At 54.8% G+C, this 11,803-nt stretch carries 13 protein-coding genes and 1 other annotated feature; of the genes, 3 read left to right on the top strand and 10 right to left on the bottom strand.

Annotated elements, in window-relative coordinates; translation table 11 throughout:
* Positions 1–206 precede the first annotated feature (206 nt).
* From ACOI7Z_RS21570 to ACOI7Z_RS21560, 3 genes are read left to right on the top strand one after another with little or no spacing between them, the layout of a single operon-like run.
* The gene (locus ACOI7Z_RS21570; protein ID WP_065881299.1) at positions 207–1,121 is read left to right on the top strand and encodes a LysR family transcriptional regulator; all 915 of its coding nucleotides are present in this window, start codon (positions 207–209) and stop codon (positions 1,119–1,121) included.
* Between the two features lie 37 nt (positions 1,122–1,158).
* Positions 1,159–2,424, top strand: a complete 1,266-nt coding sequence (locus ACOI7Z_RS21565) for a D-amino acid dehydrogenase (protein WP_332840667.1) — start codon at positions 1,159–1,161, stop codon at positions 2,422–2,424.
* Positions 2,421–2,774 (top strand): RidA family protein, encoded by a 354-nt coding sequence (locus ACOI7Z_RS21560; RefSeq protein WP_074442547.1) that lies wholly within the window; start codon positions 2,421–2,423, stop codon positions 2,772–2,774. Before ACOI7Z_RS21565 ends, ACOI7Z_RS21560 begins: the two co-directional genes overlap by 4 nt.
* Positions 2,775–2,826: 52 nt before the next feature.
* Here the strand turns inward: ACOI7Z_RS21560 and ihfA are convergent, their stop codons facing one another.
* From ihfA to ACOI7Z_RS21510, 10 genes are all read right to left on the bottom strand, one after another.
* Positions 2,827–3,126 (bottom strand): integration host factor subunit alpha, encoded by a 300-nt coding sequence (ihfA, locus tag ACOI7Z_RS21555; protein ID WP_002909098.1) that lies wholly within the window; start codon positions 3,124–3,126, stop codon positions 2,827–2,829.
* Positions 3,127–3,130: 4 nt separating this feature from the next.
* Complete coding sequence (pheT, locus tag ACOI7Z_RS21550; RefSeq protein ID WP_087849332.1) at positions 3,131–5,518, bottom strand: phenylalanine--tRNA ligase subunit beta; 2,388 nt, start codon at positions 5,516–5,518, stop codon at positions 3,131–3,133.
* Positions 5,519–5,533: 15 nt separating this feature from the next.
* Positions 5,534–6,517 (bottom strand): phenylalanine--tRNA ligase subunit alpha, encoded by a 984-nt coding sequence (gene pheS, locus ACOI7Z_RS21545; RefSeq protein ID WP_002909105.1) that lies wholly within the window; start codon positions 6,515–6,517, stop codon positions 5,534–5,536.
* Between the two features lie 63 nt (positions 6,518–6,580).
* Positions 6,581–6,705: a sequence feature (Phe leader region), on the bottom strand.
* Positions 6,656–6,700 carry a pheST operon leader peptide PheM gene (gene pheM / locus ACOI7Z_RS21540; protein WP_001386830.1) on the bottom strand — a complete coding sequence of 15 codons (45 nt, stop codon included), beginning with the start codon at positions 6,698–6,700 and terminating at the stop codon, positions 6,656–6,658. (Overlaps the previous feature by 45 nt.)
* Before the next feature lie 118 nt (positions 6,706–6,823).
* Entirely contained in the window at positions 6,824–7,180 is a 357-nt protein-coding gene (gene rplT, locus ACOI7Z_RS21535; protein WP_000124850.1) for a 50S ribosomal protein L20, read from the bottom strand.
* Between the two features lie 50 nt (positions 7,181–7,230).
* A complete protein-coding gene (gene rpmI / locus ACOI7Z_RS21530) occupies positions 7,231–7,428 on the bottom strand; it encodes a 50S ribosomal protein L35 (protein WP_001124225.1) in 198 nt (65 codons plus the stop codon).
* A gap of 92 nt (positions 7,429–7,520) precedes the next feature.
* On the bottom strand, positions 7,521–8,063 hold the full coding sequence (gene infC, locus ACOI7Z_RS21525; protein ID WP_004189469.1) for a translation initiation factor IF-3: 543 nt from the start codon (positions 8,061–8,063) through the stop codon (positions 7,521–7,523).
* A gap of 3 nt (positions 8,064–8,066) precedes the next feature.
* Positions 8,067–9,995 carry a threonine--tRNA ligase gene (gene thrS / locus ACOI7Z_RS21520; protein ID WP_017900777.1) on the bottom strand — a complete coding sequence of 643 codons (1,929 nt, stop codon included), beginning with the start codon at positions 9,993–9,995 and terminating at the stop codon, positions 8,067–8,069.
* Between the two features lie 431 nt (positions 9,996–10,426).
* The gene (locus ACOI7Z_RS21515; RefSeq protein ID WP_048297753.1) at positions 10,427–10,660 is read right to left on the bottom strand and encodes a hypothetical protein; all 234 of its coding nucleotides are present in this window, start codon (positions 10,658–10,660) and stop codon (positions 10,427–10,429) included.
* A gap of 269 nt (positions 10,661–10,929) precedes the next feature.
* Positions 10,930–11,688: a DUF481 domain-containing protein gene (locus ACOI7Z_RS21510; RefSeq protein ID WP_004203142.1), complete on the bottom strand. Its 759-nt coding sequence runs from the start codon at positions 11,686–11,688 to the stop codon at positions 10,930–10,932.
* Positions 11,689–11,803: the final 115 nt, after the last annotated feature.

Raw genomic sequence — 11,803 nt, 5'->3', positions numbered from 1 at the left:
CCTCCCTCTTTTTCATTATTGGCCGCAGCCTGAGGGTCTGTTGGGGTACAAAGGAAACGATTCTGAGAGCGTTTTATTCCGCCATCAGGCGGGGCCAGCAGCACAATATGTAACCAATGCGCTGATTGGTGATTAAATTTATGTTAACTTAGTGTTAGTAGAAAATGACTTTTTATCGGTAGGCTATAACCCTGAGTTAACTGTTCATGAAACTGCGTCATCTGGAAATCTTCTATGCCGTCATGACCTGCGGCTCTCTGTCACGGGCGGCGGAATCGCTCAATATCTCCCAGCCAGCGGCCAGCAAAGCGTTAAAAAGCGCCGAACTGAAGCTGGGCTTTACCCTGTTTCAGCGGGTGCGCGGCAAGCTGCTGCCGACCAGCGAGGCGATCACACTTTTCGAAAAAGCGCAGACTATTTATCAGGACCTGGACAACCTGCGCCTGCTGGCCGATAACCTGGCCCGCGATCCGCGCGCCAAAATCACCTTAGGCTGTCTGCCGAGCCTGGGGTTAAGCCTGGTGCCGGAGCTGGTGACCGATTTTTATCAGCTAAACAGCAACCTGGTGATGACGCTCACCACCGAGCACACCGAGACGCTGGTCAGAAAACTGGATTTACGCGAGATAGACTTAGCGCTGACGCTGCAGCCGGTGCAGCAGGGAGAGATCCTTACCACCCTGATTGCCGAAGTGCCGCTGGTCTATATCGACCGTCATTATCGTCAGGGAGCGGTGGATATCAGCCAGATCGACCAGCAGCGCTGGATCTCGCCGGGGCCGCACTCGCTTTCCGCCGCCATCGCCACCCGTCGCGACTTTTCCACTACCCGGCTGAATGTCCAGACCTACTACATGGCCACCGAGTTCGTGAAGCGCGGCATGGGCTGCAGCATTACCGATATCTTTTCCGCCCAGCACAACCTGGCTCCCGAGATGATCCATCCCATTACGCCGCCGATGGCCATTAACCTCTGCCTGCTGCGTCGGGCCGACGTTTCCCTGAGCCCGATGGCGCAAAAATTCGTCGATTTTCTCTGCCAGCGCCTGCGCCAGCAGCTCAAGGAGATTAACCTGCGGTTATACCCTGACCATAAAAAGTCAATTGCGCCGCCAGGGTAAATGCTTTGACATAACCCGATAAATTGAACAGCGGTGGATATATCGGGTTATGAACAAACGCATTGTCATTATCGGCGGCGGCGTGGTCGGTCTGGCCACGGCCTGGGAACTGATCAAGCGCGGCCATCAGGTGCAATTACTGGAGCGCAACGGCGAACCGGCCAGCGCCACCAGTTTTGCCAACGGCGGACAATTAAGTTACCGCTACGTCGCCCCCCTTGCCGACAGCGGCGTTCCCCTGCAGGGGATAAAATGGATGGGCAAAGCCGATTCGCCGCTCAATATGCGTCTCAATATCTCTTTACAGCAGTGGCGCTGGCTGCTGCAGTTCCTGCGCGCCTGTAATAGCCAGACCAATAAAATAAACGGCGCTCATATATTGCGTCTGTCGCTGCTCAGCCGGCAGGTCATGCAGTCGTGGCGGGAAGAGGATAATCTTGCCGATTTTCACTGGCGACGCAGCGGAAAATTAATTATCCATCGCCGGGAATATGATTTTACTAAAGCGGCAAAAGGGATCGATCCTCAGTATCAGCAGGCGCTGAATGCTGAAGCCTGCCTGCAGCTGGAACCGGCGCTAAAACATATCAGCCCTTCGCTGCAGGGCGGAATTTATTCGCCGGGGGATGAAACGGCGGATTGCCATCAGTTTTGCCTTGCGCTGATCGGCAAGCTCACCGCCAGCAGCCGCTTCAGCCTGCTGACCCACTGTGAGGTGCAGCGGCTCGCCAGGCGCGGCGGACGCGTCAGCGCCCTGGAGACCAGCCGCGGGACCATCACCGGCGATGAGTACGTCGTCGCCGCCGGCAACGGCAGCGGTCCGCTGCTGGGGCACATGGGCGTTCGCGTGCCGCTCTGCGCCCTGAAGGGGTACAGCCTGACCCTTCCCTATCCGCAGCAGGCGGGCATTGCGCCGGACATCAGCGTCACCGATTACGGGCACAAAATCGTTTATGCCCGCCTGGGCCAGCAGCTGCGCATCGCGGCGATGGTGGACATCGGCTACGACGGCGACACACTGCGCGAGAGCCGCATTCAGGCGCTGAAAAAAATCGTCTCCCGCAGCTTTCCCGAACTCGAGGGGTTGGACAAGGCCGAAGCCTGGACCGGCATGCGCCCCTCAACGCCAGCCGGGCCACCGCTACTGGGACGCGCCGGCTACCCCAACCTGTGGATGAATCTCGGCCAGGGCAGCCTCGGTTTTACCCTCGCCGCCGGCAGCGCGGTGGTGCTGGGCGCGTTAATCGACAATCAGATGCCAGACATTTCTTTAGAAGGTCTCACATGGAAACAAACCGCATGACAATTATTCGCAATCATCCTCAACCTCGTCTTTCCGCCAGCGTTGCGTATGGCAATCTGCTGTTCCTCTCCGGACAGACGCCGAAAAGCAACGAGGAGGACATCGCCTTGCAGACCCGCGAAGTGCTGGAGAAAATCGACGCCCTGCTGGCGGCGGCCGGGAGCGATAAGCGGCACATTCTCTCCGCGCAGATCTGGCTGAAAAATATCGAGCGTGACTTTGCCGCGTTCAATGAGGCGTGGGTGGAGTGGATGCCGGAAGGCCATAGCCCGGCGCGCGCGGCCGTGCAGGCGGAGATGGCGCGACCAGACATCCTGGTGGAGATCATGCTCACCGCCGTTAAAGCGTAAGATTCGACAGAAAAGAAAAAGGCCGCAATGCGGCCTTTTTAATTAGTTCAGATTATTTGTCTTTAGGCGACGCGTTTTCGACACGGCTTTTCAGCTTCTGACCGGGTCTGAAGGTCACCACGCGCCGGGCTGTAATGGGAATATCCTCCCCCGTCTTCGGGTTACGTCCCGGGCGTTGGTTTTTATCCCGCAAATCGAAGTTGCCGAACCCGGAGAGTTTGACCTGTTCTCCGTTTTCCAGAGCACGACGGATCTCTTCGAAAAACAACTCGACCAGTTCTTTGGCATCCCGCTTGCTAAGCCCAAGCTTATCAAACAGATATTCTGACATTTCAGCTTTTGTAAGCGCCATAGGTTCAATCCCTCAATGATGCCTGGAATCGCTCTTTTAATGCCTCTACACATCTGGCAACGGTAGCGGCAATCTCCTCTTCTTCGAGTGTACGGCTGGTATCCTGCAGGATCAGGCTAATCGCAAGGCTCTTATACCCTTCCGCCACACCTTTACCACGGTACACGTCAAATAAGTTTACGCCAACTACCTGATTTACGCCAACTTTCTTACATTCGGCTAAAACATCGGCGGCAGCCACGTTTTCCGCGACCAGCACCGCGATGTCGCGACGGTTCGCCGGGAAGCGGGAAATGTCGCGCGCCTGAGGCACCACGCGGTCTGCGAGCTTGTTCCACTCCAGTTCAAACACCAGAGTGCGACCGTTCAGATCCAGTTTACGTTCCAGCTCAGGATGAACAACCCCAATGAAACCAATGCGTTCACCTTTAAGATAAATCGCTGCGGATTGCCCCGGATGCAGCGCGGTGGTCGCTTCCGCACGGAATTCGATATCCGCTAATTTGCCGGTTAAATCCAGAACGGCTTCCAGATCGCCTTTCAGATCATAGAAATCGACCGTCTCTTTCGCCAGTGTCCAGTGCTCTTCGTAGCGGTTGCCGCAGATCGCCCCGGCCAGCATCACATCCTGACGAATGCCCAGCGGCGCATTGGTGTCCGGCACAAAGCGCAGACCGCTCTCAAAGATGCGAACCCGGCTCTGCTGACGGTTCTGGTTGTAGACCACGGTCCCCAGCAGGCCAGTCCACAGCGACAGGCGCATGGCCGACATTTCGCTGGAGATCGGGCTTGGCAGGATCAGCGCCTCTTCACCGGCGTGGATCAGCTGCTGGACTTTCGGGTCGACGAAGCTGTAGGTGATCACTTCCTGATAGCCTTTGTCATTCAGCAGCGTTTTCACGCGCTTCAGCGACAGGTCGGCTTCACGATGGGTACCCATGATCAGACCCGCCTGCACCGGCTCATCAGGAATGTTGTTGTAGCCATAAACGCGAGCCACTTCCTCGACCAGATCCTCTTCGATCTCCATGTCGAAACGCCAGCTCGGGGCCACCGCCTGCCATTCGCCCTCGCCCACCGTCACTTCGCAGCCGAGGCGCTGAAGAATATCAGTGACCTGCGCGTCGTCGATATGGTGGCCAATCAGGCGATCCAGTTTGCTGCGACGCAGAGTGATGGTGGCGCGTTGTGGCAGGGTCGCTTCGTTAGTCACGTCGATCACCGGGCCGGCTTCGCCGCCGCAGAGGTCGATCAGCAGACGCGTGGCGCGCTCCAGCGCTTTATACTGCAGGGCCGGATCGACGCCGCGCTCATAGCGATGAGAGGCATCGGTGTGCAGGCCGTGACGGCGCGCGCGGCCGGTAATGGACAGCGGGCTGAAGAAGGCACACTCCAGCAGTACGTTCTGGGTTTCGTCGTTAACGCCGGAGTGCTCCCCGCCGAAGATCCCGCCCATTGCCAGCGCTTTGTTGTGGTCAGCAATGACCAGGGTATCGCTGTCGAGCTTCGCTTCGGAGCCATCGAGCAGGACCAGGGTTTCGCCCTCTTTTGCCATGCGCACCACGATCCCGCCTTCAATACGGTCGCGGTCAAAGGCGTGCATCGGCTGGCCCAGCTCAAGCAGCACATAGTTGGTCACGTCAACCACCGCGTCGATGGAGCGGATCCCGCAGCGGCGCAGTTTCTCTTTCATCCACAGCGGCGTCGGCGCTTTGACGTTGATGCCTTTCACCACGCGGCCCAGATAGCGCGGGCACGCCTGCGGGGCGTCAACCTGAATCGGCAGCACATCGTCAATGGTGGCGGCTACCGGGGTGATTTCCGGCGCGTTCAGCGGCGCCTTGTTCAGCACGGCCACATCGCGCGCGACGCCGATGATGCCCAGGCAGTCGGCACGGTTCGGGGTGACGCTGATTTCGATAGTGTTATCGTCAAGCTTCAGATATTCGCGAATATCGGTACCGATCGGCGCATCCGCCGGCAGCTCGATAATTCCGCTATGATCATCGGAAATGCCCAGCTCGGAGAAGGAGCACAGCATCCCCTCTGACGGCTCGCCGCGCAGTTTCGCGGCTTTGATTTTAAAATCGCCCGGCAGCACGGCGCCGATGGTCGCCACGGCGACTTTCAGCCCCTGACGGCAGTTTGGCGCGCCGCAGACGATGTCCAGCAGGCGTTCGCCGCCGACGTTGACTTTGGTGACGCGCAGTTTGTCGGCGTTCGGGTGCTGACCGCACTCCACTACTTCACCGACAACGACGCCGTTGAAGGTGCCGGCAACCGGCTCAACGCCGTCCACTTCGAGGCCCGCCATGGTGATCTGATCGGAAAGCGCTTCGCTGTCGATCGCCGGGTTAACCCACTCGCGTAACCACAGTTCACTGAATTTCATTGTTCTGTCCTGCCCTTATTTAAACTGTTTGAGGAAACGCAGATCGTTTTCGAAGAACGCGCGCAGATCGGTGACGCCATAGCGCAGCATGGTCAGACGCTCCATGCCCATGCCGAAGGCGAAGCCGGAGTACACTTCCGGATCGATACCCACGTTGCGCAGCACGTTCGGGTGCACCATCCCGCAGCCCAGCACTTCCAGCCATTTGCCGTTTTTACCCATCACGTCAACTTCCGCGGACGGTTCGGTGAACGGGAAGTAGGACGGACGGAAGCGTACCTGCAGATCTTCTTCAAAGAAGTTGTTCAGGAAGTCGTGCAGGGTTCCTTTCAGGTTGGTGAAGCTGATGTTTTTATCAACGATCAGACCTTCCATCTGGTGGAACATCGGGGTGTGGGTCTGATCGTAGTCGTTACGATAGACGCGGCCCGGCGCGATAATACGGATGGGCGGCTGCTGGTTTTCCATGGTGCGGATCTGCACGCCGGAGGTCTGGGTGCGCAGCAGGCGAGTGGCATCGAACCAGAAAGTGTCGTGGTCAGCGCGCGCCGGATGGTGGCCCGGGATATTCAGCGCATCGAAGTTGTGGTAATCATCTTCGATTTCCGGGCCCGTCGCCACGGTAAAGCCGAGCTCACCGAAGAAACTTTCAATACGGTCGATGGTGCGGGTGACCGGATGCAGACCGCCATTTTCAATGCGGCGGCCCGGCAGCGAGACGTCGATGGTCTCTGCAGCCAGACGAGCATTCAGCGCCGCGCCTTCCAGTTCGGCTTTGCGCGCGTTCAGCGCCTGCTGTACCTGCTCTTTCGCTTCGTTGATGACCGCACCGGCTGCCGGACGCTCTTCCGGCGGCAACTCACGCAGGGTGGTCATTTGCAGGGTCAGATGCCCTTTCTTACCCAGGTATTCCACGCGGACGTTGTCCAGCGCAGCAACATCTGATGCCTCGTTAATGGCTGCCTTGGCACTGGCAACCAGCTCTGCGAGATGTGACATGGTTTTCCTCATTATGTCGGTGCAGACACCGGTTATAGTGAAATTAATATTCCGAATCCATATACGAAAAAAGCCTCCACAGGGGAGGCTTTCTGGCGCTGTTTTCCGTTTCTTCTTTCACGCGCTAGCCTCCTGAGTTCAGGTGCTAAAGTAAAAAAAGAAGCGGAAAATAGCAGCATTCATGCTTGCATTACCTTGTCTGGTAAGAAACGTCAGACCTGTATTGAAAAGCCTGCGCCGATAAAAGTCAATGTATTGATGGTGTTGAAACGAAAAGAGGGAGACAAGCTCCCTCTTTCAACTGGCTTATGCCAGAGCTGCTTTCGCTTTTTCGACCAGAGCGGTGAACGCTACTTTGTCGAATACGGCGATGTCAGCCAGGATCTTACGGTCGATTTCAACAGAGGCTTTTTTCAGGCCATTGATGAATTTGCTGTAAGAAATACCGTTCTGACGTGCTGCTGCGTTGATACGTGCAATCCACAGTTGACGGAACTGACGTTTACGTTGACGACGGTCACGGTAAGCGTACTGACCAGCCTTGATAACAGCCTGGAAGGCAACGCGGTATACGCGAGAACGCGCACCGTAGTAGCCTTTAGCTTGTTTCAAAATTTTCTTGTGACGTGCACGTGCAATTACACCACGTTTTACGCGAGCCATGTGTGCTCTCCTGTATCTATTCTAAGTTAAAAAAGTTAAACGTTAACGACTTATGCGTACGGCAGGCACGCGATAACCAGGCCCAGATCGCCTTTGGAAACCATGGCTTTCGGACGCAGGTGACGTTTACGCTTGGTAGCTTTTTTAGTCAGAATGTGACGCAGGTTAGCGTGCTTGTGCTTAAAACCACCTTTACCGGTTTTTTTGAAGCGCTTAGCAGCACCGCGTACGGTCTTAATTTTTGGCATTTTAATAACTTCCACTTCGCATTGTTAATAAACGAAACAAAGGCGAACAAAACCAGTGAGCCGAAGCCCACCGGAAATGTTTCTTGATGGCCTTACTGTTTCTTCTTAGGAGCGAGCACCATGATCATCTGGCGGCCTTCGATCTTCGTTGGGAAGGATTCGACTACTGCCAGTTCAACCAGATCGTCTTTCACGCGGTTAAGCACTTCCATACCGATCTGCTGGTGGGCCATCTCACGACCGCGGAAACGCAGCGTGATTTTGGCCTTATCGCCATCTTCGAGAAAGCGAATCAGGCTGCGGAGTTTTACCTGATAGTCACCTTCATCAGTACCAGGGCGGAATTTAATTTCCTTAACCTGGATAACTTTCTGCTTCTTCTTCTGTTCCTTAGAAGACTTACTCTTTTCATAAAGGAACTTGCCGTAGTCCATGATACGACAAACTGGCGGCTCGGCGTTAGGGCTGATTTCAACTAAATCTACTCCAGCCTCTTCAGCCTTTTCGATAGCTTCTCTCAGACTCACAATACCCAGCTGCTCACCTTCCAGACCTGTTAAGCGAACTTCCTGGGCGCGAATCTCGCCATTGATACGATTCGGACGTGCCGTTTGAACTCGTTTTCCGCCTTTAATACCTTATTCCTCCAGTTGTTGAAGACTGCGGCTGCGAATCTCTTGTTGCAGCTTCTCGATCACTTCATTTACGTCCATGCTGCCGAGGTCTTTCCCGCGACGGGTGCGCACGGCCACTTTGCCGGCTTCGACTTCTTTGTCGCCACAGACCAACATATACGGGACACGACGTAAAGTGTGCTCGCGGATTTTAAAGCCAATCTTCTCATTTCTCAAGTCTGCTTTTACACGAATGCCCGCATTTTGTAGTTTACGCGTCAATTCGTTAACGTATTCAGCCTGAGAATCGGTGATATTCATGACCACCACCTGCACTGGTGCAATCCAGGTTGGGAAGAAGCCAGCGAACTCTTCGGTCAGGATGCCAATGAAGCGCTCCAGAGAACCGAGAATCGCACGGTGGATCATGACCGGCACCTGACGCTCGTTGTTTTCGCCCACATAGGAGGCGCTTAAACGCTGCGGCAGAGAGAAGTCCAGCTGTACCGTACCGCACTGCCATGCACGATCGAGGCAGTCATACAGGGTAAATTCAATTTTCGGGCCGTAGAACGCCCCTTCACCCAGTTGATATTCAAATGGGATATTATTTTCTTCCAGCGCCACCGCCAGATCCGCTTCCGCGCGATCCCAGGTCTCGTCGCTGCCGATACGTTTTTCCGGGCGAGTCGACAGTTTGACGACGATCTTCTCGAAGCCAAAGGTGCTGTACATATCATAAACCATACGAATACAGGCGTTCACTTCATCGCGAACCTGATCTTCAGTACAGAAGATATGCGCATCATCCTGGGTAAAACCGCGAACGCGCATCAGACCGTGCAGCGCGCCTGATGGTTCGTTACGGTGGCAGCTACCAAACTCCGCCATACGCAGCGGCAGATCGCGGTAGGATTTCAGCCCCTGGTTGAAGATCTGCACGTGGCCCGGGCAGTTCATCGGCTTAATGCAGTATTCACGGTTCTCAGAAGAGGTGGTGAACATCGCATCTTTGTAGTTGTCCCAGTGGCCGGTTTTTTCCCACAGCACACGGTCCATCATGAACGGACCTTTGACTTCCTGGTACTGATACTCTTTCAGTTTCGAACGGACAAAGGTTTCCAGTTCACGGAAGATAGTCCAGCCGTCGTTGTGCCAGAACACCATCCCAGGCGCCTCTTCCTGCATATGATACAGGTCGAGCTGCTTACCGATTTTACGGTGGTCGCGCTTGGCGGCTTCTTCCAGACGCTGCAGATAAGCATTCAACGCTTTTTTATCTGCCCACGCGGTGCCGTAGATACGCTGCAACATTTTATTGTTGCTGTCGCCGCGCCAGTAGGCACCGGCGGTTTTCATCAGCTTGAAGTGATGGCAGAAGCGCATGTTCGGCACGTGCGGACCGCGGCACATATCGATATATTCTTCATGATGATACAGGCCAGGCTTGTCATCATGGGCAATGTTTTCGTCAAGAATAGAAACTTTATAGCTTTCGCCGCGCTTCACGAAGGTTTCACGCGCTTCGTGCCAGCTCACTTTCTTCTTGATGACATCGTAGTTTTTCTCGGCGAGCTCATGCATACGTTTTTCGAGCGCGTCGATATCTTCCTGAGTCAGGGTATGGTCGAGGTCTACGTCATAGTAGAAGCCATTATCAACAACCGGACCGATAGCCATTTTGGTGTTGGGCCACAGCTGCTTGATGGCATGACCTAACAGGTGCGCGCAGGAGTGACGAATGATCTCCAGCCCTTCTTCATCTTTAGCCGTGATAATAGAGAGGGTGGAATCAGTTTCAATCGGGTCGCAGGCGTCTACCAGTTCACCGTTTACCCGCCCGGCGATGGTGGCTTTCGCCAGGCCCGGGCCGATATCCAGCGCGACGTCCATCGGGCTGACAGCGTGATCAAAATGGCGTTGGCTGCCATCAGGAAGCGTAATTACAGGCATTTTATGTCCTTATTTGCAGTGGTGCCCCGCACGAAAGAGCACATACAAAACTATATAATCATAATTATCATCAGGTTAAGGCGCAGTTCCCGCTTCACTCTGCGAAAAGAGGAGCACGACCGGAGCGATCGTTCCCGCCTGCTGCCGCCTGCTGATAACACCGGGGAGTAGTTTACACATCATTGGTACGTGATTAAAGCCGTAATAGCATAAATGATGGCGGAATGTGGAGAAAACAAGAGCCGCGCGGATAAAAGCAGAATATCCGCCAGGAAGACGCGAAAATAATCACCAGCGAAGCCGGATGATATTATGCGGACAAACTAAAAGAGACGCCTTGATATTGCCTGCGTGATGTTTAGCGCGGGTCGTTAAACCGGTACCACTCTACCCGGCTTAATAGTCTGCCCGTGAAGCAGTAGCCTGCGATATTAAGACCACTCGCCTGCTACCAGCGTATGCACATTAAAGGCATCGCTCATGGATTGTCCGGTGCTATGGGAACCGGGGGCAATATTCGAACCGGCCTCAACGTCGGTTGCTTTGGCGATACCTACCTGCGTATGGTCCTGGTTACCCGACGGCGGAACTGGCGTGGCGGCTGATGCGCCAAAGGAAAGCACGCACAGCGCCAGGGCTGCGATGGTAAATTGGCTGTTTTTCATGATGTTTATTCTCTTATTACGGAAGACGGACCGAACAATGTCGCCATTCGGTCAGTGACTCTTAGTATAGATCCAGATCACATATTTGTCCGACGAATATTTAGCTTTTCGTGTCAAATAGAATGAATATTTGTCAGCAAACGGAGAATAATGGAGAAAAGATGGAGGCCCGTTTCTTTTTATAAAAACTAAAACGAATTGCCAGAAAAAATAATGTCACTTATTGCTAAATCTAAAACGATCAGGCCGGGAAACCCGGCCTGAAAATATTACATCTTATACCCGAGGGAGAGCGAGGTCCGGCGATCGGTATGCTCCGGCGCAGACGCAGGGGGCTCCGAGTTCCAGGTGACGTTGTACGCCACTTTCAGCGCAAAGTGGGCGTTAATCGCCACGTTTAACGCGCTCTCTGAGTTGACCGTGGTGTCCTCGGCGCCAAACACCGATACCCCTTGAGTAAATTTGGCGTTGTCGGTCATCTGCCAGGCCCAGGTTCCGGAGGCGTAACCCAGCGGCTGAGTGTCGGTATCCCCGTCGGTGTATTCGTCATAGCGGACGCCAGGACCAAATTCAAACCGCAGGCTATGCACTGGTCCGTTGAGGATTTGACGACCATAGCCCGCCGTCAGAACATCGCGCTGCTGATAGCCGTTGTAGCGGTCGGTTAGCCAACTGCCCTGCCCAAAGACGTAGTTCATATCGGTCAGGTTATAGCGGCTACGGCCACCGACAGCATATTTCTCTGAGGAGCGCTCATCGTTGGACGAGGTGTTGCTGGCGTTGCCCCACAGCGACCAGGCGGTGGTATTGCCATACCAGGTCAGGGTGGAATCGGCCGTCATTGAGGAGTTCTTGGTGTTGCCGGACTGCGCCAGGTAACCTGCGTTGACCACTCCTTCGAACGGTTTTTTGGCAGCGGAAGGGTCATCCATGACGGTAAATACAGAATCATCGGCCATTGCGCCAACAGACGCAAAAAGCCCCCCCGCCAGCATGACCGCTGCGGGTACTGTCTTTAAAAGCTTCATTATAACTCTCTAAAATACATTTTTTAGGACAGTACAAATGATGAACAGGCGTCACTTTGCCGGCTCATTGAATTTAGCGTCCGTACAACATAAAAGAGACCTGTGGGTCCCGGAA

Source organism: Klebsiella sp. C283 (genome assembly GCF_048822555.1).
GTDB classification, from domain to species: Bacteria; Pseudomonadota; Gammaproteobacteria; order Enterobacterales; family Enterobacteriaceae; genus Klebsiella; species Klebsiella quasipneumoniae.
The sequence above is the reverse complement of the archived record's forward strand: the minus strand, read 5'-3'. Positions and strand labels throughout refer to the sequence as shown.